This window comes from Rickettsiella endosymbiont of Miltochrista miniata (assembly GCF_964031245.1).
Taxonomy (GTDB): Bacteria; Pseudomonadota; Gammaproteobacteria; order Diplorickettsiales; family Diplorickettsiaceae; genus Aquirickettsiella.
This window is the reverse complement of the sequence record NZ_OZ035017.1, coordinates 1,041,352-1,066,484: the sequence shown is the minus strand read 5'-3', so window position 1 is coordinate 1,066,484 and position 25,133 is coordinate 1,041,352. Positions and strand designations below refer to the sequence as shown.

General features: G+C 39.6%; 19 protein-coding genes and 1 tRNA gene. 18 read left to right on the top strand and 2 right to left on the bottom strand.

What is annotated here, in order from left to right; genetic code table 11:
- Positions 1-27 precede the first annotated feature (27 nt).
- From AAHH40_RS04875 to AAHH40_RS04860, 4 genes are read left to right on the top strand one after another with little or no spacing between them, the layout of a single operon-like run.
- Complete coding sequence (locus tag AAHH40_RS04875) at positions 28-1,170, top strand: glycosyltransferase (protein ID WP_342219560.1); 1,143 nt, start codon at positions 28-30, stop codon at positions 1,168-1,170.
- Positions 1,170-2,849, top strand: coding sequence for a carbamoyltransferase C-terminal domain-containing protein (locus AAHH40_RS04870; protein ID WP_342220804.1), 1,680 nt, complete (start codon positions 1,170-1,172; stop codon positions 2,847-2,849). Before AAHH40_RS04875 ends, AAHH40_RS04870 begins: the two co-directional genes overlap by 1 nt.
- Positions 2,830-3,759 (top strand): glycosyltransferase family 2 protein, encoded by a 930-nt coding sequence (locus AAHH40_RS04865; RefSeq protein WP_342219559.1) that lies wholly within the window; start codon positions 2,830-2,832, stop codon positions 3,757-3,759. The genes AAHH40_RS04870 and AAHH40_RS04865 overlap by 20 nt, the downstream gene beginning before the upstream one ends.
- Entirely contained in the window at positions 3,752-5,404 is a 1,653-nt protein-coding gene (locus tag AAHH40_RS04860; RefSeq protein ID WP_342219558.1) for a CocE/NonD family hydrolase, read from the top strand. Before AAHH40_RS04865 ends, AAHH40_RS04860 begins: the two co-directional genes overlap by 8 nt.
- A gap of 145 nt (positions 5,405-5,549) precedes the next feature.
- On the opposite strand, the gene AAHH40_RS04855 is transcribed toward AAHH40_RS04860, so the two are convergent.
- A tRNA-Phe gene (locus tag AAHH40_RS04855) sits at positions 5,550-5,625 on the bottom strand.
- A gap of 264 nt (positions 5,626-5,889) precedes the next feature.
- Here AAHH40_RS04855 and icmT point away from each other — a divergent pair.
- The 11 genes from icmT to AAHH40_RS04800 all read left to right on the top strand — a co-directional run bounded on the left by icmT (position 5,890) and on the right by AAHH40_RS04800 (position 19,915).
- Positions 5,890-6,150, top strand: a complete 261-nt coding sequence (gene icmT, locus AAHH40_RS04850; RefSeq protein ID WP_342219557.1) for an IcmT/TraK family protein — start codon at positions 5,890-5,892, stop codon at positions 6,148-6,150.
- Positions 6,151-6,155: 5 nt separating this feature from the next.
- Entirely contained in the window at positions 6,156-6,494 is a 339-nt protein-coding gene (locus AAHH40_RS04845) for a type IV secretion IcmS family protein (RefSeq protein WP_342219556.1), read from the top strand.
- 105 nt (positions 6,495-6,599) lie between these two features.
- The gene (gene putA / locus AAHH40_RS04840) at positions 6,600-9,737 is read left to right on the top strand and encodes a bifunctional proline dehydrogenase/L-glutamate gamma-semialdehyde dehydrogenase PutA (protein ID WP_342219555.1); all 3,138 of its coding nucleotides are present in this window, start codon (positions 6,600-6,602) and stop codon (positions 9,735-9,737) included.
- Positions 9,734-10,909 carry a cation:proton antiporter gene (locus AAHH40_RS04835; protein ID WP_425287980.1) on the top strand — a complete coding sequence of 392 codons (1,176 nt, stop codon included), beginning with the start codon at positions 9,734-9,736 and terminating at the stop codon, positions 10,907-10,909. Before putA ends, AAHH40_RS04835 begins: the two co-directional genes overlap by 4 nt.
- A 262-nt stretch (positions 10,910-11,171) precedes the next feature.
- On the top strand, positions 11,172-11,915 hold the full coding sequence (locus tag AAHH40_RS04830; protein WP_342219553.1) for a hypothetical protein: 744 nt from the start codon (positions 11,172-11,174) through the stop codon (positions 11,913-11,915).
- A gap of 68 nt (positions 11,916-11,983) precedes the next feature.
- The gene (gene aceE, locus AAHH40_RS04825) at positions 11,984-14,647 is read left to right on the top strand and encodes a pyruvate dehydrogenase (acetyl-transferring), homodimeric type (RefSeq protein WP_342219552.1); all 2,664 of its coding nucleotides are present in this window, start codon (positions 11,984-11,986) and stop codon (positions 14,645-14,647) included.
- Positions 14,648-14,757: 110 nt separating this feature from the next.
- The gene (gene aceF, locus AAHH40_RS04820) at positions 14,758-16,071 is read left to right on the top strand and encodes a dihydrolipoyllysine-residue acetyltransferase (protein WP_342219551.1); all 1,314 of its coding nucleotides are present in this window, start codon (positions 14,758-14,760) and stop codon (positions 16,069-16,071) included.
- Between the two features lie 45 nt (positions 16,072-16,116).
- Complete coding sequence (gene lpdA, locus AAHH40_RS04815; RefSeq protein WP_342219550.1) at positions 16,117-17,529, top strand: dihydrolipoyl dehydrogenase; 1,413 nt, start codon at positions 16,117-16,119, stop codon at positions 17,527-17,529.
- A 192-nt stretch (positions 17,530-17,721) separates the two neighbouring features.
- On the top strand, positions 17,722-18,063 hold the full coding sequence (locus AAHH40_RS04810) for a hypothetical protein (RefSeq protein WP_342219549.1): 342 nt from the start codon (positions 17,722-17,724) through the stop codon (positions 18,061-18,063).
- A 90-nt stretch (positions 18,064-18,153) separates the two neighbouring features.
- Positions 18,154-18,873: a hypothetical protein gene (locus AAHH40_RS04805; protein WP_342219548.1), complete on the top strand. Its 720-nt coding sequence runs from the start codon at positions 18,154-18,156 to the stop codon at positions 18,871-18,873.
- A gap of 172 nt (positions 18,874-19,045) precedes the next feature.
- The gene (locus AAHH40_RS04800) at positions 19,046-19,915 is read left to right on the top strand and encodes a hypothetical protein (protein ID WP_342219547.1); all 870 of its coding nucleotides are present in this window, start codon (positions 19,046-19,048) and stop codon (positions 19,913-19,915) included.
- A 30-nt stretch (positions 19,916-19,945) separates the two neighbouring features.
- Here AAHH40_RS04800 and recG read toward each other — a convergent pair whose 3' ends face one another.
- Positions 19,946-22,105, bottom strand: coding sequence for an ATP-dependent DNA helicase RecG (recG, locus tag AAHH40_RS04795; protein WP_342219546.1), 2,160 nt, complete (start codon positions 22,103-22,105; stop codon positions 19,946-19,948).
- 124 nt (positions 22,106-22,229) lie between these two features.
- On the opposite strand from recG, the gene accB reads away from it, so the two are divergent.
- The 3 genes from accB to prmA all read left to right on the top strand — a co-directional run bounded on the left by accB (position 22,230) and on the right by prmA (position 25,128).
- A complete protein-coding gene (gene accB / locus AAHH40_RS04790) occupies positions 22,230-22,658 on the top strand; it encodes an acetyl-CoA carboxylase biotin carboxyl carrier protein (protein WP_342219545.1) in 429 nt (142 codons plus the stop codon).
- A gap of 234 nt (positions 22,659-22,892) precedes the next feature.
- On the top strand, positions 22,893-24,233 hold the full coding sequence (gene accC, locus AAHH40_RS04785) for an acetyl-CoA carboxylase biotin carboxylase subunit (protein WP_342219544.1): 1,341 nt from the start codon (positions 22,893-22,895) through the stop codon (positions 24,231-24,233).
- 4 nt (positions 24,234-24,237) lie between these two features.
- Positions 24,238-25,128, top strand: coding sequence for a 50S ribosomal protein L11 methyltransferase (prmA, locus tag AAHH40_RS04780; protein WP_342219543.1), 891 nt, complete (start codon positions 24,238-24,240; stop codon positions 25,126-25,128).
- Positions 25,129-25,133 lie beyond the last annotated feature (5 nt).

The window sequence follows — 25,133 nt, the reverse complement described above, 5'->3', positions numbered from 1 at the left end:
GTAACTTTTCCAGGATGGAACATTTATATGAAGTTAGCTATAAAAAAGATACTTGTCTTAAGCTATTATCACTTATGGATTGCAGGGGGTGGACATAGGCCGCATCAATTATTAGTTGAGGATTTAGGTCTAGTCCGTCAAATAATTTTTGTATGTGCAAGTGATACCGATATAGAAAATGTCAGCAAATGGTATGCTAACGATATTTATAAAAATCTTTCTTTATATGTTTTATCTGGAAATTGTCTAAGGTGTCTAAAACCTTTTTCGGAAAATGAATATAATTCCTTTTCTTCATTAGAGGAGTTAACAGCCACTTTTAAACCAGATTATATACGTGCGCATAATCCCGTTGATTTATACTTGGGATATCTAGAGTTCATCAATAAAAAAAATATCCCATTTATTTATGATCAGATGGACTATTGGGAAGCATTTTCTGTTCAGCCATGGGGAGATAAATATGTAGAAGAACAATACATACAATCAGCCACCCATATCACTACTATCAGCCAGTATTTAATAAATTTACTACCGAAAGAGAAACCAAAATTACTGTTAGAAAATGCAGTTAGTAATCAATTCATACAGAGAATCGAAGAGTCAAAACATGAAAAGGTAATTAATAACAACAGTAAAAATGTTTTATATATCGGCGCAATTTGGCCATCCTGGTTTGATTGGGATTTAAGCATATATTTGGTACGAAAGTTTCCTAAATATAATTTTACTTTCATTGGCGCTGTAACATCGACTATTGATGAAAATGATGGGGTTGATACTGTTAAGTTAGCTGAAGAGTTAGGTTCTCATTCTAATGTCACAATGCTACCTGAAATATTACATACGGATTTAGCGCAATGGTTAATTAAATCTGATGTTGGGATCATTCCCTTTAAAGTGAATGAATTAACACTAGCTTGCTCCCCGCTAAAAGTATTCGAATATTTAGCAGCGGGATTACCGGTAGTTTCTCCAAATCTAACGCAAATTACCGGGTACCCACAAGTTTATACAGGAAATAACTTTGATGAAATTGCTCAGAGCCTTGCGAAAGCGCATAAACAAAATATCGCTGAAAAAGACAAGGCTGATATGGATAAATTTAGGCAGAGTAATACTTGGCAGCATCGTCTCAATGCGCTTGACTATTTTATAGGAGCTCTTTGATGATCATTTTAGGCATTTCTGGAGGACATGATGCTAATTGGTGTATCGTTAAAGATGGAAAGTTGTTGGGTGCTTTTGAGAAGGAACGTTTCACGAAAAAGCGCCATGATTCAGGCGAAATAGTTTCCTTCATTGCACGTTCACTAGGCTATCTTGGCTTGACAGTGAATGATATTGATTGCATTGCTACAAGCGAACCTGTCCATAAAAATACAGAACCTGGATTTTTGACATTAACCGGTAAAAAATACAAGATACCTGAGCAGTGGGAAATGCATACAGTTGAAATATTCAATAAAATTTTACCTGCTGTATCCATTCCACATCATTTAGCGCACGCATCGTATGCGCGTTATACCAGCGATTTTGACAATACCTCCGTTATCACATGGGATGGAGGCGGCGATTTCTATACAGAAGATGCTTATTCCTCTACAACTATTTCTTCTTGGAAAGATAACAAATTAGAGTGGCTAAAACGTATAGATAACTCTGATTTTGGTTCACTCTGGTTTACCTACGCGAACACAATATTTGGCGATGGAAATACGGCAGGAAAACTAATGGGGTTAGCTGCTTACGGTTCCGATGTAATGGTCGATCAATTTAGAGAGCGTTTTTATGCACCTGTTCGTAATATTTTGGAAGGAGCCTTTACCATAAAAAATTGCTGGCCAGATCATTTTTCGCCGCCATTTATATCACCGGGAATATCATGGAAAGAGAAAATTTCAAAAGATGTTGCTTACGCAATACAGTACATAACAGAAGAAGCAGGATTATCAATTGTTGAAAAATTTGCAAAGATTTCCACTTATAAGAATCTTGCTTTATCAGGAGGAGTCGCACTTAATGGATATTTAAATACTCGGATAAGAGAGAGTGGTTTCTTCGAAAATGTATTTGTACCGCCATCTGTTCATGACGGTGGCATTGCAGTAGGTTGTGCCTTGTTTGCAACATATCATGTTTTCGATATGCCATGGCGACCCATTAATAATGAACTTGCTTTTCTAGGGTATTCATATTCAGAAGAGAGTATTTTACAAGCATTAAAAAAATATAATTTGACTGCTAATAAAATAGAGAAGGAAGAAGCTATTGAATTGGCTTCAAAAGCCATTGTAGATGAGCGTATCGTTGCTTGGTATGAAGGACGTTCAGAGCATGGGCCAAGAGCGTTAGGAAACAGGAGTATTTTAGCTTTACCTCATGCCAAACGAAGTAAAGATATTTTGAATGAAAAAATTAAGTTTAGAGAATCATTTCGCCCGATTGCTCCCGTTGTTATGGAAAAGAATGTATCAAAATACTTTGATACGAATGAATCATCCCCCTATATGATGTACATTTTGAAAAGTCATGAAAAGGCTAAGCAATTAATACCGTCTGGGTTACATATTGATGGCACAGCTAGAATACAGACTGTTACAGGAGAATCTTCTTTGGGAAAAATTACTAGCACTATTGAGAAACTCTCAGGTGTTGGGTGTGTGTTAAATACTTCTTTTAACATTAGAACCCCAATAGTGGAAACACCCGATGACGCAATTGAGGCATTCCTACAAGTACCTATTGATATTCTTTATCTTGGAGGGCATCTAATAAAAAAGAGCGTAAAAGTTACAACGAGTGCTCAGAAAACTGAGAAAAGAGACTATGTTAATGCCACCTGCTAAACCTACTGTCTATATCATTATTCCCGCTTATAACGTAGAACAGTGCATTAAACGCTCTGTTATGAGTGTGCTTGATCAAAAAGAAATCGATATAAAAATATTAATTGTTAATCATGGATCATCAGATGGGACCAGTGATGTTATAGCTACTAACTTTCGACAAGAAAATCGGGTTATCTATCTCCCATTAAAAAGAATACCTCAAGAAAAGCCAAGTGCCTCCAGGCCATTAAATGCAGGTTATGCTTATATTAAAAAAAATTACTTGCTTGATGATTCTTGCTGGATAATGCGACTGGATGCAGATGACTTTTTAGTCGATCAATATATCATTAGTCACTCATTGCAGCTTGGAAAATATAATAAAATAATTTGTGGAATATTAACATTTTTTGATGAAAAAACTTATGTTTCAACACTTTATGGAACAAAAATAAAATTTAGAACAAAGCAGGGAATGCTAAAAAAAGGCGCCTATGCTGCAGCCCATCCTGCAATTTTTGTAAGAGGAGACTTTTTAAATTCGTTACCTTTATTTCCTGTAGTTTATGACGAAAATATAACTTATGGTGAAGATTTAGATGTAACTCTGCGTTTATTTAGGCATGGCTTTGATTTTGATTGTGAGTTTCTTGAGAAATCAGTTCTATTTAAGTCATTAAATGAATTTTCCTTGACTTCCATCACGTCTAAGAAAAATCAATGGAAAGATATTTATTATGTTTTTAAAAAAAACCAGTCTATATCTAAATTGCTTTTAGTATACTTTTTTTGCGATCTTCTCCTAAGAAATAAAAAACAACGATTTTATTTTTTACGGAAGATATTTGGGCTTCCAGCAAATAAAGTGGGTGATATTATTTCAATTTCGTCTAAATTTGTTTTAAAAAGGCTCCAAGAAATTGAATAAAAAACATTCTTATTCTTTAGTCGTAGATAAACTCTATATTCCTATGAGAGATAATCTGCGGCTTGTTGCTGACTTTTTAATTAAATCGGATGGTATCCCTCATCCTGTGCTTTTGTTGCGAACGCCTTATATGCGTCAGGATGCATTGTCACACATAGATGCGATTAATTTAGCGCGACTAGGTTGGGCGGTGGTTGTGCAAAATGTTCGAGGGAGGGTGGAATCTGAAGGAAGTTTCTTGCCATTCATTCAAGAGATTAATGATGGCAAAGATACGATTGAATGGATAAAAAAACAACCTTGGTGTAATGGAAAAATAGCAATGTCAGGCACATCTTATGTGGGTTATGTCCAATGGTGTTGTGCCCATCAAGATATTCCGGGACTAGGGGCAATCAGTCCGCAAATAACAGCAAGTGGTATTTATAAGCATTGGTTTTTTGAGAACGGAACGTTTAGGCATGCCTTCGCACAATCTTGGGGATTAAGCTTTGCATACACTGCTTTTTCTAAGTCTGAAAAAAAGACTAAAGAGATGCAAGAGTATGTTTATAAATTGGAAAAACTCTATGAGTATGCGCCTGATTGTTCACCGCTTAGGCAGTTTTTTAAACCTTATAATGATTGGTTAAAACAAGCAGATGATCAATTTTGGCAACGATTACCAAGCATTGAGAAAAAAATACCGTCTATTCCCGCATTTCACTTAGCTGGATGGTACGATATTTTTTGTGAGGGGAGCTTGGAAGATTATTCCTTGATGAGAAATCAACTTCCGAAGGGATACGCTCAAGAAAGTCAGAGATTAGTCATTGGTCCATGGTCACATACGCAATTATATTCACCGATTGTGGGTCAATTAGATTTTGGAGTTAATGCGGATGGTTTTTTTAGCGATACGATGAATGAAATACATGAGTGGCTGTTGTCCGCTTTAGAAAAAAAACCAGTCAAAGGAGGTGCGCGAGTTTTTATCATGGGCGAAAATAGTTGGCGTGAATTTACAACTTGGCCTCCCACTGCGGAAACAAAAGTGATTAATCTATACTTACATAGTAAAGATAATTCGAAATCACCTCCATTAAGGCATAATTTAGAGTTCTCTAAACCAGTTGACTTCAATGAGGGAAAATTTTTTTATGAGCCAGCATCTTTGCCATCTCCTCTTGGCGGGAGATTTTTAGATCCTACTCTTTTTGGTGCTCCAGGTCCCTTCAACCAATCTTTCCACTTTGATAGGTATGATTTACTGTTATTTGTTTCATCTAAATTAGCAGATAGCTTAACAATTGTTGGGAAAGTAACTGCGCGGATATATCTAAGCGCAAACGTTGAATCGCTTGATATCGTTATGACATTACTAGATATATATCCTGATGGTTCTATATATAATATGGTTTCAAGTGTTCATAGAGAACGATTAAAAAAAAATGATATAAATATTTTTGACTTGGATGTGGGATCAACAGCGGTAACTTTTCGATCAGGACATTGTATCGGCTTTAAAGTTGCTTCTTCTAATTTTCCACATACTGATTTGAATCCCAATAGGGCAATAGTAAAAATTTATATGGGACCCAATCATTTATCACATATAAACCTGCCAGTATTGGGAGATTATCCAAAAAATGGGATATCCTTTTAAAGTCTTAGAAATTAGCATTACCAAAATATTCCTTTGCTAGATGCAGATTTTCCGCATCGATATTCATAAGTCTAAAGAAGTAAATCTAAGTCCCGCACGGGAATTTGAGGTAAAGTCTGAAAGTGATATAACTGTTTGATTTATCTGGTGGCCGAAGGTGGAATCGAACCACCGACACAAAGATTTTCAGTCTTCTGCTCTACCGACTGAGCTATTCGGCCTAAAAGATCTGCACAAAAGATTATGCTAATGCATAGGCTGTGTATTAAAGCGTTTAGTTAAAGTTGAGTCAAGCGAATCATGAAATTTATTAATCAATAGAAGTCCAAGACGGTATTTTAAAATACCTGGATAGCAGGGCGGGTATGAGCATTGAAACTCCTATATTAGATGCTATTTCTCAGCTTTAAATTTGCTGTCAGTTGCTGTATGATTCCCGCCATAAATGATAGAATATTAACCAAATAGGGTCATGGGACTATTTTATGGCACGGGTTCCTACAGCAGCACATTGGCGTGATTCAGCGCGCATACCTCGATTTTTTTTAATCGATGCGCGTGCGGCTTTCCCATTACTCTTATTTTTGTTACATATTCGCGTTTGGAGCTTTGTATTGGCGTTACTGGCCATGGCCTTTTTTGGCTTATTAGAGCGCTATGGTTTTTCGGTTACGGTTTTTTTACGTTGGTTGCGTACGGTATTGGCTGGGCCGCGTAAGATAGCTATTCCATGGTGGAAGGAGTAGACCCTATGGAATTAAAAAAAGCATTACATTCCATTGCCAAGGCCTTACGGGCCAATTTTACTTTAAAGGGTAGACCCATTACCTATGATGAGGTTTTTTCTGAAGTGGGGTTGTTGCCTGCTATTGCTCGTCGAGCTGATCAACTATGTTCGCTTTGTTTAGGCTATGGAATTGGTGTTAGTTTTGATGAGATAGAACAATCTTTGCTAGGCGTGAAAGCAAATTTTGATGAAGTCACACCAAATATTTTACGTTATCTTTGTATTACGGATGTATTATGTGAGTTGATGCAAAATGGAGGCTCAACTACTCAAACCCCGCTTGATGAACTCATGTACGACTAGTACAACATTTAAAAGGCAACCATGAATAATTCTGCAAAGAATGTTGGTTCATGCTTTTAGAAATATATAAAAAAATAATTTGTGGAATTAATATAGAGGCAAATAATGTCGTTTCCCTTAATATCAGTTAAGAAAAATCCGTTAAGATTGGCTATAGCACAAGCTTATTATGCTGATGAAACGTCGTGTGTTAAACAGTTATTGCAGCAAGCGGCTTTACCTCGTCAGGTGACCGAAAAAATTGCGCAACGTGCGGCTAAATTAATTGAGCAGGTTCGTGCGCAGCGTTTATCGAAAGGTGGCTTGGACGCGTTTTTATACGAATATGATTTATCGAGTGAGGAAGGGATTGCATTGATGTGCCTGGCAGAAGCACTATTACGTATACCGGACAGCGATACCATCGATGCCTTATTAAAAGATAAAATTACTAACGCCGATTGGGCTTCGCATCTTGGTCAAAGCGCTTCTTTTTTTGTTAATGCCAGTACCTGGGGTTTAGTATTAACGGGGAAATTATTACAGTCGGATCAAACCAGCGGTTTAACGAATGTATTCCGTCGCTTTGTGGGTAGAACCAGCGCGCCTATTATCCGTAAAGCAGTCAAGCAAGCCATGCAGATGTTGGGGCGCCAATTTGTGATGGGTCAAGGAATTGATGAAGCATTAAAACGAGCTAAAGCTTATGAAGCAAAGGGTTATCGTTTTTCTTATGATATGTTAGGTGAGGCGGCACGTACCGAGAAGGATGCTGAACGTTATTTTCAAGCCTATCAAACCGCCATCATTGCTATTGGTAAGGCGGCATCAGGCAAGTCACTGAATGATGCACCGGGTATTTCAGTCAAGTTATCGGCGCTGCACCCGCGTTATGAATTTGCTAAAAAAGAAGTCGTCGTTCCTTTTTTAATTAAGCAATTAAAAACATTAACATTAGCTGCCAAAGCTAACAATATTTCACTCACCGTCGATGCCGAAGAAGCGGATCGCTTGGATATTTCCTTAGATATTATTGGTGCGGTATTTTGTGATCCTGACTTAGCGCATTGGGAAGGATTTGGCTTGGCCGTGCAGGCTTATCAAAAACGCGCACCTTTTGTTATTGATTGGCTAGTTGATTTGGCTAAACAACAAAATAAACGTTGGATGGTACGATTAATTAAAGGCGCTTATTGGGATACCGAAATCAAAACTGCACAAATAAAAGGTTTGCAAGCCTATCCAGTGTTTACGCGTAAAGCAGCAACTGATGTTTGTTTTGTTGCTTGTGCAAAAAAATTGTTGGCACACTCGGCACATATCTATCCGCAGTTTGCCACACATAATGCCTATACCTTTGCGACGGTACTCGAGTTGGCCGGAAAGAATCGAGATTTTGAAATGCAATGTCTATATGGTATGGGATATACCTTGTACGATCATATCGTAGGTCCTAAACAGCTTAATATTCCTTGTCGGGTTTATGCACCTGTCGGCGGGCATGAAGATCTACTCGCTTATTTGGTGAGACGTTTGTTAGAAAATGGTGCGAATACATCATTTGTGAATCGTATTATAGATCCAAGCATTCCTATCGAAGAAATGTTGGAAGATCCCGTGCAAAAATTATATCAATTGGATAGGATTCCACATCCTAAAATTCCTTTACCGAGAGATATTTATGGAGCGGGTCGGAAAAATTCTCGAGGTATCGATTTTGCCGATAGCGAAACTTGGGAACCACTTGCTAGTGAAATAGAGAGTGCCGCTAAAAAATCTTATAACGCAGGACCTTTAATTAATGGTGTTTTAGAAGCAGGCGAAAAAACACGTGCTATCGGCAATCCGGCCAATCCACAACAAATTGTTGGACATGTTAGTTTAGCGAGTAGCGAACAATTAGAGCAGGCGATAAGCAACGCCCATCAGAGAAACTTTGCTTGGGCAAATACACCGATAGAGACACGTGCGGCTTGCTTAGAACGTGCTGCCGATCTTTTTGAACAACGCTTGAGTGAATTTATGGCCTTAGCGATCAAAGAGGGTGGCAAAACACTCAATGATGCACTCGCTGAAGTCCGAGAGGCGGTTGATTTTTGTCGTTATTACGCCATGCGCGCCCGCTTAGATTTAATGCCACAATTATTGCCTGGTCCGACGGGTGAGGAAAATTGGTTAAGTTTTCAAGGTCGGGGTGTTATTGCCTGTATTAGTCCCTGGAATTTTCCTTTAGCGATTTTTATTGGTCAAGTGACGGCTGCTTTAGTGACGGGTAATACCGTTATTGCTAAGCCTGCGAGTCAAACACCGTTAATCGCAACCGCAGCGGTACAACTCTTACATGAAGCGGGGATTCCAGGTGATGTACTACAGCTTTTACCCGCCAGTGGTGCGGTCATCGGACCAAAAATAACCTTCGATCCGCGCATTAAAGGAATCGTATTTACGGGTTCAACTGAAACAGCACGTGAAATCAATCAAGGTTTGGCAAATCGTGAGGGTGGAATTTTACCTTTCATTGCAGAGACGGGTGGACAGAACGCCATGATCGTCGATACTTCAGCGCTTAAGGAACAAGTGGTGGTTGACGTATTGAATTCGGCTTTTGGTAGTGCTGGACAACGTTGTTCGGCGTTACGTGTATTGTTTGTACAAGAGGAAATGGCGGACTCCTTAATTGAAATGCTCTGCGGTGCGATGGCCGAGCTTAAATTAGGTGATCCTAGCGACTTATTTACCGATGTCGGTCCCGTGATCGACAGCGCTGCCAAGCAGACCTTACAAGAACATTTTGATCGTATGTCACAAGAAGCTAAATTACACTATCAATGCAAGCTGCCGAGTGGATTAGATCAAACCAATTTCTTTGCCCCCAGTCTATTTGAATTATCGAGTTTAGATCTTTTAAAACGCGAGGTTTTTGGTCCTATCTTGCATGTGATTCGTTATGCCGCTAAAGATCGTGAACACGTGATCCATGCTATCAATCATACCGGATATGGTTTGACCTTAGGTATACAAAGTCGCATTCAACATACCGTCGATACGATTTCACGACAGGTGCATGTTGGAAATCAATATGTTAATCGTTCTATGATAGGCGCGGTGGTGGGTGTACAACCTTTTGGTGGTGAAGGTCTTTCTGGAACGGGACCTAAAGCAGGCGGACCGCATTATTTACCTCGTCTTTGCTTAGAGCGCTCATTGTCCATCAACACGACGGCGGCTGGAGGTAATGCCTCTTTGCTTTGCCTGGAGGAATAATGGATCACAATTTTGTCTTTTCTATTTTTGTCATTTTTACTGGCGCTGCTGTATTAGCGACGATAGCCCTATATACTCGTCAATCTTTATTAGTCGCTTATATTTTATTAGGTTTGATATTAGGTCCTAGTTGTCTAAAGTTAGTACCTAACATAAGTTTGGCGCGCGGCATTGGCGATGTCGGCATTATCTTTTTGTTATTTTTAGTGGGTTTAGATTTAACACCCCAAGAGTTTTATCGCAGCTTACGTAAAACTGCCATAGTGACCTTAGTTTTCAGTGCTTTATTTACTACAATAGGTTTTGCAGTCGGTTATTTATTTAGTTTCACGCTCTTAGAAAGTTTATTAATAGGCGCTAGTTTAATTTTTTCGAGTACCATCATCGGTCTTAAGTTATTGCCCACCTTGGCGTTGCATCATAAACCGATTGGTGAAACGATGATCAGCGTGTTGTTACTGCAAGACTTATTAGCTATTGGAATGTTATTATTCTTACACGGTGCACATATGACCGGTTCCAAATTAGCTGATCTCGGTTTAACCTTAATTACCTTTCCTTTGTTATTGGTTTTTGCTTTTGTCGTACAACGTTATTTCATTAGTAAATTGTTTGTTCGTTTTGATCGCGTGCAAGAATATCTTTTTTTAGTGGCATTAGGTTGGTGTTTAGGGTTAGCAGAATTGTCCCGCGCATTAGGTTTATCGGCAGAAATAGGTGCTTTTTTAGCCGGTGTATCGATAGCAGAAGGGCCGATTGCAGTTTTCATTGCCGATAATTTAAAACCATTGCGCGATTTTTGTTTAATTATGTTTTTCTTTGCTATAGGTGCGAGTTTTGATTTGCATTATTTACCGATGGTATTTATACCCGCCTTTTTATTAGCGGCGCTGGTATTATTAATCAAACCTTGGTTGTTTCAGGTACTATTGCAAATGTCGGGTGAAAAAAAATATATAGCCCGCGAAGTGGGCATACGTTTAGGACAAGCCAGCGAATTTTCTTTATTGATTGCTTATTTGGCCGCTGAAACAACCCCTGCCTTAATCGGCAGTAAAGCCAATTATCTGATCCAAGCGGTCACTATTTTGACATTTGTGGGCTCATCTTATTGGGTGGTATTACGTTATCCTACACCTTTGGCCTTGAATGAAAAGATGCGAGTAGACTAAACTAGGTTTTTTTAATATATACTCATATTTTGGTTTCAGCCTTAACAAAGCATTTTTCGTCATGAGCGCGAAAAATATTAATCGTCATTGCGAGCACCGTAGGTGCGTGGCAATCCATGGATGGCCACGGCCTCACTGACGTTTCGGCCTCGCCATGACGGGCTCATTATTTTTTGTACTGTGCTGAAATAATATATACTCAATGCGAAGAGTATAAAACAATAATTTTTAAACATTAGGGCTGGACGCCCGGAGGAAGATCATGACATTTATTACATTGTTACTGTGCTTAGGACTGGAACGTTTCTTACATCGAGGTAACTTTTTAGCTCGTTTTAATTGGTTTGAACAATATGTCAGCAAAATTAATGACATGACTAAAAATATTACATGGGCACAGCAATATTTTATTCCTTTAATATTAGTTGTATTGCCTATAGTGATACCTGCAGCAGTGATTTATTTTTTAAGTGCCGCTTTTATTCAAGGTTTATTAGCTTTTTTAATTGGCGCTGTAGTGCTTTTTTATTGTTTGGGCCCTATCAATATTTTTGATACTAAGAAAATACATCAGCCGATATTTTGGCAAGCCAATGAGTCTTTGTTCGCAGTGATTTTTTGGATGGCTTTATTAGGCCCGATCGCGGCATTGGTCTATCGTTTAGTTGAACGTTCTGCTCATATTCATGCCAGTTATCCCGCTTTAGGGAAGTCAGCGCAACAAATTCGAGCGTTGTTGGATTGGTTGCCCGTGCGTTTATTTTCGATATTGTTCGCCTTAGCGGGTAATTTTGTGCAAACCAGTCAATTTTGTTTAGATTATTTACTAAAAGATGTTTCATTTAATCGCGAACTGATTGAAAAAAGTGGACGTATCGCATTAGGACTCGATGAAACGACTGAGTTTACTAATGAAAACTATGGTTCCGCTTTAAAGCTCATAGACCGTGATTTAATCCTTTTTTTAATTATCGTATTCGCCGTGACACTGGGTGTGCTGTTATAATTGGCTCACTAAATAATTAGTTTAAATAACAATCAATTATTAAAAGAATTTCTAAAGGTAAGCCTCCTATGACACAGCAAACCCCTTATGTCGATAAGGATCCGCTTGAAACTAAAGAGTGGATAGATGCACTTTCATCTGTATTGAAGTTTGAAGGTGCAGATAGGGCGCAATTTCTTATCCAACAGCTTATCAATAAGGCCCGCCAACGGGGTTTAGATATAACGGCTGGTCTCACACCCTATGTAAATACCATTCCTGTTGAGTTAGAGCCCGCTTTTCCTGGGGATGAAAAGCTAGAGAAACGGATTGCCGCTTTAATTCGTTGGAACGCGGTAATGATGGTCTTACAAGCAGGTAAAATTTCTTCTGAGCTAGGTGGACACATAGCGACCTATGCTTCGGCGGCGACGCTGTATGAGGTTGGCTTTAATCATTTTTTTCATGCCGCTAATGCTGAACATCCTGGCGATTTATTGTACATCCAGGGACATTCTTCACCGGGTATTTATGCGCGTGCCTTTTTGGAAGGACGTTTAACAAAACAGCAACTAGCACATTTTCGCCAAGAAATCGGCGGAAAAGGTCTTTCTTCTTATCCTCATCCCTGGCTAATGCCAGAATTTTGGCAGTTTCCCACCGTTTCTATGGGCTTAGGTCCGATGCAGGCCATTTATCAAGCCCGTTTTTTGAAATATTTACAAAATCGTGGTCTCTTAGACAACCATGATAGAAAAGTGTGGATGTTTTGTGGCGATGGAGAAATGGATGAACCCGAATCGCTCGGAGCACTTTGTATTGCTGCACGAGAAAAATTGGATAATCTAATTTTTGTTGTTAATTGTAATCTACAACGACTGGATGGGCCGGTACGTGGCAATGGCAAGATAGTCCAAGAATTAGAAGGTGTATTTCGCGGTTCAGGTTGGAATGTGAATAAAGTGTTATGGGGTAGCGCTTGGGATCCGTTATTTAAAAAAGATAAACAAGGCTTATTACCTCAATTAATGATGGAAACCATTGATGGTGAATATCAAAACTTTCGTGCTAAAGATGGTGCTTATATTCGTGAACATTTTTTTGCGAAATATCCAGAATTAAAAGCGATGGTTGCCGATATGAGTGATGAACAACTTTGGCTTTTAAAGCGCGGCGGTCATGATATTAAAAAAGTTTATGCCGCTTATAAAGCCGCCGTCGAACATAAAGGCCAACCCACGGTTATTTTAGCAAAAACCATCAAAGGTTATGGTATGGGCACAGCCGGCGAAGGTCAAAATATCACGCATCAACAAAAAAAGATGACGCAAGAACAATTACTTGCGTTTCGCGATCGCTTTAAACTGTCGATGACTGATGCTGAGGTTGAAAATTTAAGTTTTTATCGTCCAGATGAAAAAAGTCCAGAAATTAACTATTTAAAACAACAGCGTAAAAAACTTGGCGGCTATTTACCCGCGCGTCGTACACATTCTGACGAAAGTTTAGCGGCGCCGCCATTAAGCAATTTTGATAATATATTACAAGGTTCTAAAGGGCGAGAAATCTCTACGACGATGATATTTGTGGAAATTTTGCGTCATCTGTTAAAAGATAAAACCTTAGGTCCGCGTATTGTGCCGATAGTACCCGATGAATCACGTACGTTTGGTATGGAAGGATTATTCCGTCAAATCGGTATTTATTCTCCCGTAGGCCAACTGTATGATCCGGTCGATGCCGGTCAATTAATGTATTACCGTGAAGATAAGAAAGGTCAATTACTCGAAGAAGGAATTAATGAAGGCGGCGCATTTTGTTCGTGGATGGCGGCTGCCACTTCTTATAGTACGAATAATTTAAGCATGATTCCTTTTTATATTTATTACTCGATGTTTGGTTATCAACGCGTGGGTGATTTTGTTTGGGCCGCGGGTGATATGCAAGCGCGTGGATTTGTTTTGGGCGCAACAGCGGGCAGAACAACCTTAGCGGGTGAAGGTTTACAACATCAAGACGGACATAATCTGTTATTTTTTTCGGTAGTGCCTAATTGTGTGGCTTATGATCCTTGTTTTGGTTATGAATTAGCGGTCATTATTCAAGATGGTTTGCGTCGTATGATGCAAAATCAAGAAAATGTATTTTATTACCTGACCTTAATGAATGAAAACTATGCGCATCCTGCCTTAAGCGAAGTTAATAAAGAAGGCATCCTTAAGGGAATGTATTGTTTATCCGAAACTAAACCTAGTAAACGACACGTACAATTATTAGGTTCAGGTACGATATTAAATGAAGTGATAGCCGCTGCGGAATTATTAAAAACAGATTTTGGCGTGACGGCGGATATTTGGAGTGTGACAAGTTTTTCAGAATTACGTAAACAAGCGTTAAGTGTTGAGCGAGAAAATTTATTACATCCTGATAAAACCGAGCAACAAAGTTATGTGTCACAATGTTTACAGAATCGATTAGGCCCGGTGATTGCAGCTACTGATTATATCCGTTTAAATGCCGACCAAATTCGCGGATTTGTTAAAGCACCTTATGTGGTGCTCGGAACGGATGGTTATGGACGTAGTGATACACGCGAGCAATTACGTCAATTTTTTGAAGTAAATCGCTATTATATCGTCATCGCCAGTTTACATGCATTAATGACAGAGGGTTTAGTGACTCCTGTTGAGATCGAACAGGCGTTTGAAAAATATGCTATCGATCCTAAAAAACCTAATCCTTTTACCATTTAATGTTTATGTGTATACCCATCATGGCGAGCGAATGTAGATTGCCGCGCGCTACGCGCTCGCAATGACGACCAATACTTTCGTGCTCGCAATGACAAAAGAGGAGAAAACGTTTGTCTAGTTTAAAAGAAATCTATGTTCCAGATTTAGGTAATGTGACCGCGGCGGCTATTATTGAAATACCCGTTACAGTGGGCCAAGTAATCGATGTAGAAGATGCCTTAATTACCTTAGAAAGTGATAAAGCATCGATGGATATTCCTTCGCCTTTAGCCGGAAAGCTGAAAGAATTAAAAGTTAAAGTGGGTGATAAAGTTTCTAAAGGTGATTTGATTGCTATTTTAGAAACAACCGAATCAAATGCTAGCGATGAAAAATCACAGACTACTTCTGCTGCTTCAGCGAGTGCAGAAAAAAAATCCATCCCAGATGCAAGTGCTACCACGCCTGCGCCAGAATTAACCAAGGTAGAAATTTCTTCTCGATCGGCAGAATTGAAAGATGAAGGTGATGAAGAAAATGATGAAGATCAAGAAGATATTCATGCCGGTCCTGGAGTTCGACGTTTAGCGCGAGAGTTTGGACTCGATCTGAATAAAATTACCGGTACCGGACAAAAAGGTCGCATCATTAAGGAAGATTTACAAAAATTTGTTAAAGCACATCTCAGTCAAAGTGCTCATGGCCAAATGGGTTTACCCTCGGCGCCGGAGATTGATTTTAATCAATTCGGCAAAACAGAAAAGCAGGCTTTATCTCGAATTAAAAAATTAACTGCGCAATATTTACATCGTAACTGGTTGTTGGTGCCGCATGTCACGCAATTTAACGATGCAGATATCACCGAACTAGAAGTTTTTCGCAAAGCACAAGCAGGGTTTGCTGCCAAACAGAATATTAAATTAACGCCGTTAGTTTTTATTATGAAGGCAGTGGTAACCAGTTTAAAAGCATTTCCGTCGTTTAATGCCTCTTTGTCGGCCGACGGTGAGGAATTGATTTTAAAAAAATATTATCATATTGGGATTGCTGTTGATACACCCGAAGGTTTAGTGGTTCCGGTGATACGTGATGTGGATAAAAAAAGTCTTTTAGAATTAGCGCAAGAATTGGGAACGGTCAGTCAAAAAGCACGTGCCAAACAACTGACAGGTGCTGATTTACAAGGTAGTTCATTCACCATTTCAAGTTTAGGTGGTATCGGTGGTACGGCATTTACGCCTATCGTGAATGTACCGGATGTCGCCATTTTAGGTGTATCCAAGGCGCAGTTTAAACCCGTTTATCAAGACGGCGAGTTCGTTCCGCGCTTAATGTTACCTTTATCTTTATCGTATGATCATCGTGTGATCGATGGTGCGGAAGGAGCTCGTTTTATTATGCATTTGACGGCCTGTTTGTCGGATATACGGCGCTGGTTATTATAGGCTCGACTGATCCGTTTATTTATATAAATTATTTTAGAGGAAACTATGGCTGAATTAGAAATTAAAAAAACCGAAGTACTCGTGTTAGGTAGCGGGCCAGGGGGTTATAGTGCAGCGTTTCGTGTTGCCGATTTAGGCAAAAAAGTTATTTTAGTGGAAAGAGAATCGACCTTAGGTGGAGTGTGTTTAAATATTGGTTGTATCCCTTCTAAAGCGTTATTACATGCTGCTAAAGTGATAGAGGATGCCAGCGCCATGGCGGAATTTGGTGTGAGTTTTGGCAAACCTAAAATTGATATCCAACAATTGCGTACTTGGAAAGACAATGTAGTAAAAAAATTAACCGGCGGTTTATCCCTGTTAGCCAAACAACGTAAAGTTGAATGTGTTTTTGGAGAAGGAAAATTTACGGGTAAAAATGAGCTAACCGTAGGAAAACAAAAAATTGTTTTTGAGCAAGCGATCATTGCTGTGGGTTCACAACCGATACGCTTGCCTTTTTTACCGGATGATCCGCGGATTTTTGATTCAACCGGTGCGCTCGAATTAAACGAAGTGAAAGGTAGTTTATTAGTTTTAGGTGGTGGGATTATCGGGATGGAAATGGCCACCGTTTACCACGCGCTGGGCAGCGATATTACCGTAGTCGAAGCAGGCGATATGATCATCAATGGCGCTGATAAAGATATGGTGATGCCACTTTATAAGCGTTTACAAAAACATTATAAATTCTTATTAAAAACCAAAGTAACCAAAGTCGAAGCTAAGAAAGATGGACTATGGGTTACATTTGCAGGTGAGGGAGACACAAAGCCACAACGATTCGATCGAATTTTATCTGCTGTAGGGCGTAAACCGAATGGAAAATTGATCGGTGCTGAAGCCTTAGGTATCAACGTCACTGAACAAGGCTTTATTCCGGTCGATAAACAACTCCGAACCAATATCCCACATATCTTTGCTATTGGTGATGTCATTGGTAATCCTATGTTGGCACATAAAGCCGTAGCTGAAGGTCGTGTCGCAGCCGAAGTAATTGCCGGTAAGAAACACTTTTTCGAACCGCGTTGTATTCCTTCCGTGGCTTATACGGATCCGGAAATTGCTTGGGTTGGTTTAACGGAAATTGTTGCCAAAGAAAAAAATATTACGTATGAAAAAGCCGTTTTTCCTTGGTTAGCCAGTGGCCGTTCCTTGGGACAAGGGCGTGATGAAGGTCTGACCAAATTATTATTTGATCCTAAAACACAGCGTGTTTTGGGTGCGGGCATCGTCGGTCCTAATGCCGGCGAATTGATCGCTGAAATTGCACTCGCAATAGAAATGGGTTGTGAAGCTGAAGACCTAGCATTAACGATACATCCACATCCAACACTGTCCGAGAGTGTGATGTTAGCGAGTGAAATCTTTGAAGGTACGATTACCGATTTGTATATGCCGAAGAAGAAAACATCCTAGATTGCCGCGCGCTACGCGCTCGCAATGACGAGGAGTGCTACGCGCTCGCAATGACGATCATTACGCTGCCATGACGAATAGATCAATGTCATGGCAGCCTGTTGAAAAAATAAAAAGAAGTGTATTAGGTTTTATTTTAAGTATAAAATAAAACCCTTGCATACTAACAATGATAAATTTTTAGGGAAGAAAATGCCGAACAATAAAAACCATTCCGAAACAACGATTATCGAAAGCAAATGTCGAGCTTGCCTAACAAGAACCCTTACCGATCCAGATTTACATGCCCGATTAAAAGAAGAAGAAAAAAATTCGCTGAAAAAAAATAGTTTACAGCGATCTCGAACGCAATCATTTTCGAGTGTTTTTTCTGATGATACGGCAAGTTCATTACCCCGCACACCTTATCACACACCGAGTTCATCATACGCTAGCATAGTAAAGTTTTATTTTTCGTCATCTTCATCATCTGAAATATCTGAAACTGATTGCAATGATACTAATAATTCAGCTTACAGACGTTACACGTTCTAGCACGCATGCTTGAAAGAAATAAAAATAAATTTCTGTTAAGTGAGTAAATAATAAAGCTGCATTTTTGGTGAAATGCTAGAGGGAAAAAAAATGCCAAACAATGAAAATAATTACCGCATTCAATTAGAATTCGCCTCTTTTTTAAGAGGTTTACCAGGTTTCAGAATAACTAGGGAATCAGTAGGTTTTGTCAACGTGGAGATTAGCCAGGTTCAGGGCTACCATCCGCATTACATCATTGAGCAGTTATTTAAGGAATTAGAAAAAGATTATGTCGATCATGAAGAGCTGATGCATATTGGAAGGATTTTTAAAAAGTATTTGTTGTTGTTAAAACAAATAGATATTGATCGTACGTATTATAGAGTGACGCCGGGTTTGATGGCAGGTCTTTTTATCGTTTTACATCTTAGCTTATTATTTTTTCCTGATAACAGGACATTAATGTACAGTAGTTTAATGGCTGATCTGTATGGTTTAGGTTTTTGGGTATTCTCAGTTTGGTCATCTAGTCAACATGAGCGAGCCTTAGGCTCATTAGAAAATAAACTCATCAAAAAAATAAGTTTCCTTAAATCACTTTCTTTTCCTAGGCAAATAAACCCTTATTATCTGGGATCTTCTGCATCCAGACTTCCTTCCTATGAGGATGTATTGTTGGAAGATGCGACGAGCGTGGAAACGCCCACATTGTCTGTGACTACATCTTTAAATAGGCCCAATTTTTTTTATTCTTCGTCATTAAACAACGAGCGTGAGTATGATACGGACAATACTGATCCAAGACCAGAAAGATGTTATTCTGTTTAAATCGTCATTGCGAGCGCGCAGAATATTGACGTCATTGCGAGTGGTGTAGCACACAACCCTCGTCATTGCGAGTGGTGTAGCCACAACCCTCGTCATTGCGAGCGCGAAGCGCGCGGCAATCTAGTACTTAATTGAAGAATGGATACTGCCATTCATTTGCAAGGAGAAAAGTATGAAGACTTATCGGATAAAAAGCCAATTTGCATATTTTTTAATGGGTTTGCAAGGACTGTACATAACCCCATCAGAATGCATACATTATATGAATGTCAAAGTGTTTGATCATCAAGTCGTTCTAAATGATTTATGTGCACGCCATGGGCTGACTAGTTTGCCGAAAAATTGCGATGGTGAATTAGTCACTGCTATTTTCGAACAAATACAACTTGGTAAAGCAACTGTTGCATCAGTCAAAATGCTGAGCGAATATCTGCGATGTGCTGAAAAAAAAGATAAAAATAATGAAATAAAATCTGATATAAAATCTGATATAAAGGCATCGCTTAAGGAAATTTTTTTGGGCTTATTGCTTATTGTAGGGGGTGGTGTCGGTGGTTTGGCGTTGATGGTTGTTCTTATGGGTTTGTTTCCAGCTGTTGCCAGTTGGATAGCTTTACTTAGCATTCCGACAATGGCTGCTGCGGTTTGTGGAATTATAACTGCGGTGATAGGTTGTCTGAAGCTGGGGATAGGAATTTTCTCATTTTGTTTTAGAGAAAAAAATACTGAAGAGTTGCCGGTGTTAGAAAATGCATTAAAGAACTCCTTCTTTCAACCGCCACTTTACGATGAGGTGAAGGAAAATTACACGACATATCCTACTGCGCCAGTATTGTATTCAGAACTTCCTAATTATCAACAAGCAATTAAGAATATAGCGGCACCATCCACCAGGATAGTAACGCCATCTATGGATATTCCTGCATTGGTTTTGCCCCAGCATTCGCCGCATTTTTTTCATCATCATCCTCCTCATTCCGTTGCTAGCAACAGTGCAATGAATGCTAATCTTCCACCTGCTTATTCTCATAGGTGTCAGTGATAAAACAGTTAGCAAAAGCAGTAGGCTCATTTAAACCTTGCTATAGCTGCCATCGTTGTTTTCTGCCCAACGTTGAATGATGGGCTCGATTAAATAGGGATATTCGGTGTGCAGCGTGCTGCTAAGATTAAGGACATGCGGAATTAAATCATGATCGCGTTTTAGATCGGCAATACGCAGTTGTTTCCAGCCGGTTTGGCGCAAACCCCAAATTTCACCAGGACCGCGTAATTCTAAATCGCGTTGCGCAATCATAAAGCCATCATTGCTATTGCGCATAATACCTAAACGTTCTTTGGCTAATGGCGATAACGTTTGATACAGTAAAATACAAAAACCTTTGGTTTCACTTCGGCCTACACGGCCGCGCAATTGATGAAGTTGTGCTAAGCCTAAGCGTTCGGCATTTTCTATTACAATTAAATTAGCGCTACTGACATCAACGCCGACTTCGATGACTGAAGTAGCTACTAATAAGTCTATCTCACCATTTTTAAAATCACGCATAATACGTTCTTTTTCTGCGCTAGGTAGTCTTCCATGTATCAATCCTAAGCGTAGATCAGTTAAATCAGCCTTTAAGGTTTTGAAGGTCGTTTCAGCGGCTTGATAATGTTGTAAATCCGATTCTTCTATGAGTGGGCATACCCAATAGACTTGTTTTTGTTGTGTACACGTGGCTCGTACTCTTTCTATGACTTGTGAACGGCGATGATCAGAAAGAACTATCGTTTGTACGGGTAGACGACCGGGTGGTAATTCATCCAGAAAAGAAATATCTAGATCGGTAAAACTTGTCATCGCTAAGGTTCGCGGAATCGGTGTGGCGGTCATAAAAAGTTGATGAGCTTGTAATTTTTCTTGCTGACCTTTTTTCCATAATGCTAAACGTTGTTGCACGCCAAACCGATGTTGTTCATCGACGATGATGAAACCTAAGTTGGCAAACTGCACACCTTCTTGAAAAAGAGCGTGAGTGCCGATAGCAATATGCGCTTTACCGCTTTTTATTTCAGCCAGCGTTTGATTCTTAGCTTTGCTTTGTAAGCCGGCGTTTAAACAAACCACATGAAAGCCTAAGGGTGCTAACCAGCGATAAAAGTGCTGATAATGTTGTTCACTTAACAGCTCGGTGGGAGCCATCAAGGCGACTTGGTAATGATTAGCAATGGCAAGTAATGCCGCAAAGGCGGCGACTACGGTTTTACCGGAACCGACATCTCCCTGTAATAAGCGCTGCATGGGAATGGTGACTTGCATATCCTGATTAATTTCTTTGATAACGCGTTTTTGTGCTTGGGTTAATTGAAAGGGTAAGGCGGTTAGAAAACGTTTAATCAAAGCAGGATCGGATTTTAAACGGGGTGCTGTTTCCGTCGCACGTTTTCTTTTCATTTGTTGTACGCTGAGCGAATGGGCCAGTAATTCCTCTAAAGCTAAACGTTGTTGAGTGATATGTCGGCCACTGGCTAACTCTTCTAAGGGGGCATCAGCAGGAGGGCGATGGATGTAATATAAAGCTTCCAAAAGCGAAGGAAATTTTATCCGTTTTAATAAATCTTCAGGTAAATATTCGGGAAAATAATGTTGTTGTTTTTTAATGAGTTTAGTTTCAGCATGCGTGAATAATAAATGAAATACTTGGGCGATCAGTTTATGCCACAGTCGTTGTGACATGCCGGGTGTGCTGGGATAAATACCAGTTAGATAACGGGGTAAAATAAGCGGATTATTATTGCGCAAGAATTCATAATCTGGATGGAGCATTTCACATTCAAAAAATCTATTTTTTTTGGCACGAACTTCACCAAAGCAAAGTAGACGCAGTCCTTCTTTAAATTGATGAAATTGTTTAGGTTTGAAATGAAAAAATCGTAGCTTGATACTACCGGTTTCGTCGCTGAGTTTGCAAGAAAAGCTTTTTTTGCTTTTAACCGCATGTAAATCGTGATGTATAACGCCTGAAATCAGTGCAGGAGTTCCACAGCGAGCATCTTTGATTGCGGTGAGTTGCGTTCTATTTTCATAACGTAAGGGTAAATGTAGCAGCAGATCTTGTAAGCTAAGTATTCCACATTTGCTGAGATAATTACTAATTTTTGGACCAACGCCAAGCAATTGTGTACAACTAATCTCTGACAAGGTCAACTTGTGAGCGCCATTCGGGTTTTTCAAACCTAGGTTTTGCATAATGCGATTCTCAATACTACAGCAGTCTCAGCTTAGCAAACATAAGTATATAAAGACTAGCAAAGTTAGCTAGGATATGCTCCAATATGCAGCATATTGTTGTTTGAAAAAGAGGCCGTTTTTTATGGATTCGGAAAAAATTAATCAGCTTATTAAACTCCTAAATGAGCATGGTTTGACTGAAATTGAATTTTCTGAAGGGGACCAATCGATACGCATTAAGCGTGAGTCTTCACCTGCTCGAACAACACTCTTACAGCCTAGTCCTTCGAGTGGGATTATGCCACCTCAATCGATTTCTGCAGAAGCTGAAGTAAGCGGTCATAAGGTGCGTTCTCCGATGGTGGGTACCGTTTACTTGGCGCCTAATCCAGATGCTGCTCCTTTTGTAAACTTAGGACAGATCGTTAAATTAGGTGAAGTATTGTGCATCGTTGAAGCCATGAAAATGATGAATCAGATTGAAGCAGATAAAGCAGGCGTGATTAAAGCGAGATTGGTAGAAAATGGTATGCCGGTAGAATACAATCAACCCTTATTCATCATTGAATAGTATAAAAAACACGTCATGGTGAGCGAATGGGTAGATTGCCACGCACCTTCGGTGCTCGCAATGACAAAAACCAACTATCCGTCATGGCGAGCTCACGAAGTGAGCGTGGCCATCCAGTTGGATTGCCACGCACCTGCGGTGCTCGCAATGACGATTAACATTTTACGCGCTCGCAATGACGATTAATGTTTTACCCGCTTGATGTAGAGCTAGAAAAATTGATAGGTAAAAATAATGCTAAATAAAGTCGTTATTGCAAATCGTGGCGAAATTGCTTTACGTATTTTACGTGCCTGTAAAGAATTAGGCATACAAACGGTTGCCTTGCATTCTACTGCCGACGTTAATTTAAAGCATGTGAAATTAGCCGATGAAACGGTATGCATTGGTCCTCCCCCTGCAACGGCTAGTTATTTAAATATTCCCGCTATTATTAGCGCCGCTGAAATTACTGATGCGATGGGCATACATCCAGGCTATGGTTTTCTTTCTGAAAATGCAGATTTTGCTGAGCGTGTACAACAAAGTGGTTTTGTTTTTATCGGACCTGAACCTGAGACCATACGCCTGATGGGCGATAAAGTATCGGCAATTGCTGCGATGCGTAAAGCTAAAATTCCTTGCGTGCCGGGTTCTGAAGGTGAATTAGATAATGATGATAAAAAAAATCTAAAAATTGCGCAAAAAATTGGTTATCCAGTTTTGATTAAAGCGGCCGGTGGTGGTGGTGGGCGAGGGATACGCGTAGTGCATAGTGAAGCAGCGTTGTTAAATGCGATTGCGATTACACGTGCCGAAGCACAAGCTAATTTTAAAAATGCGAGTGTTTATCTGGAAAAATTTTTAACCAATCCCAGACATATCGAAATCCAAGTGTTAGGTGATGGACAAGGTCATGCTATTCACTTAGGTGAACGTGATTGTTCTATGCAACGCCGTCATCAAAAAGTGATTGAAGAAGCACCTGCAGTTGGAATTACTGAAAAACAACGTCATCACATGGGTGAATTATGTGTAAAAGCTTGTCGTGATATGAATTATCGTGGTGCAGGTACATTTGAGTTTCTATATGAAGATGGACATTTTTATTTCATCGAAATGAATACACGTATCCAAGTCGAACATCCCATTACTGAAATGATTACCGGCGTTGATTTAGTGGTCGAGCAGTTGCATATCGCATCCGGTGAAAAATTAAATTATAAGCAAAAGCAAATAAAAATACGGGGTCATGCCATTGAGTGTCGTATCAATGCCGAAGATCCGAAAACGTTTATGCCATCTCCCGGAACGATTACCTTATATCACGCTCCGGGGGGGCCGGGGATCCGTGTCGATACGCCGATATATACCGGATATTGTGTTCCTCCTTATTATGATTCCTTGATAGGTAAATTAATTGCTTATGGTGAGACACGCGAAATTGCACTCGCGCGATTACGCAATGCCTTAGATGAAATTGTGATCGAAGGTATACAGACGAATATTGCGATGCATCAAGCCTTAGTACGTGATGCCAATTTTATTAAAGGTGGAACGAATATTCATTATCTTGAGCAACGTTTAGCGTTGTAATGCTATGACTGCTTGTTTGCAATTACATCTGAATACATTGCGCGAGTATACCGAAGCGGTAAGTGATTTTTTAGAAAACGCCTCCGCTTTATCGATTACCTGGCAAGCAATAGATGAACAAAGTTTATATGAGCCTCCGCTAAATAGCACTCCGCTTTGGGAGCAGGTTAAAATCAGTGCTGTATTTCACGAACATACTTCGTTGTCTACGTTGATGGATGCTTTACATCAAGCATTTGATGAAAAAATTATTTTCGCCAGTCATAGCGAAATATTAGCCAATCAAGCTTGGGAACGACAATGGTTGCAAGATTTTAAACCGATGCGCTTTGGAAAAAAGCTGTGGATTTGTCCTAGCACTTATGAGCCGCCGGTGAAAACCGCTGTGAATATACGTTTAGATCCAGGGTTAGCGTTTGGTACCGGTACACATCCTAGTACGGCCTTATGTTTAGAATGGTTAGATACCCATCCACTGCAAGAAAAAACCGTCATTGATTATGGTTGCGGCTCCGGTATTTTGGCAATAGCTGCAATAAAATGTGGCGCAAAACAGCTTATGGCAGTGGATCATGATCCACAAGCATTAGCTGCAACCAGAATGAATGCCGAACAAAATGACATATCGACAGAACAACTAAAGATTTTTTTTCCAACAGATTTTCAGTTGCAAGAACCGGTTGATATTGTGCTGGCTAATATTTTGGCGCAACCATTGATTGATTTAGCCACTTATTTTAGATCCTTAGTTAAACCAACAGGCTATTGTGTATTAGCAGGGATTTTAAATGAACAAATTGATGCGGTGCAGCAAGCTTATAGTGCCGCAGGATTTAAAATAATCGATATTCGTCATCAACAAGAATGGGCGAGTCTGGTGGGGAGCGCAATATAAAATTT

Coding starts and splice junctions, on each gene's coding strand:
- AAHH40_RS04875 (WP_342219560.1), top strand. CDS start 28: ATGAAGTTAGCTATAAAAAAGATACTTGTCTTAAGCTATTATCACTTA.
- AAHH40_RS04870 (WP_342220804.1), top strand. CDS start 1,170: ATGATCATTTTAGGCATTTCTGGAGGACATGATGCTAATTGGTGTATC.
- AAHH40_RS04865 (WP_342219559.1), top strand. CDS start 2,830: ATGTTAATGCCACCTGCTAAACCTACTGTCTATATCATTATTCCCGCT.
- icmT (WP_342219557.1), top strand. CDS start 5,890: ATGGCACGGGTTCCTACAGCAGCACATTGGCGTGATTCAGCGCGCATA.
- AAHH40_RS04845 (WP_342219556.1), top strand. CDS start 6,156: ATGGAATTAAAAAAAGCATTACATTCCATTGCCAAGGCCTTACGGGCC.
- putA (WP_342219555.1), top strand. CDS start 6,600: ATGTCGTTTCCCTTAATATCAGTTAAGAAAAATCCGTTAAGATTGGCT.
- AAHH40_RS04830 (WP_342219553.1), top strand. CDS start 11,172: ATGACATTTATTACATTGTTACTGTGCTTAGGACTGGAACGTTTCTTA.
- aceE (WP_342219552.1), top strand. CDS start 11,984: ATGACACAGCAAACCCCTTATGTCGATAAGGATCCGCTTGAAACTAAA.
- lpdA (WP_342219550.1), top strand. CDS start 16,117: ATGGCTGAATTAGAAATTAAAAAAACCGAAGTACTCGTGTTAGGTAGC.
- AAHH40_RS04810 (WP_342219549.1), top strand. CDS start 17,722: ATGCCGAACAATAAAAACCATTCCGAAACAACGATTATCGAAAGCAAA.
- AAHH40_RS04805 (WP_342219548.1), top strand. CDS start 18,154: ATGCCAAACAATGAAAATAATTACCGCATTCAATTAGAATTCGCCTCT.
- AAHH40_RS04800 (WP_342219547.1), top strand. CDS start 19,046: ATGAAGACTTATCGGATAAAAAGCCAATTTGCATATTTTTTAATGGGT.
- recG (WP_342219546.1), bottom strand. CDS start 22,105: ATGCAAAACCTAGGTTTGAAAAACCCGAATGGCGCTCACAAGTTGACC.
- accB (WP_342219545.1), top strand. CDS start 22,230: ATGGATTCGGAAAAAATTAATCAGCTTATTAAACTCCTAAATGAGCAT.
- accC (WP_342219544.1), top strand. CDS start 22,893: ATGCTAAATAAAGTCGTTATTGCAAATCGTGGCGAAATTGCTTTACGT.
- prmA (WP_342219543.1), top strand. CDS start 24,238: ATGACTGCTTGTTTGCAATTACATCTGAATACATTGCGCGAGTATACC.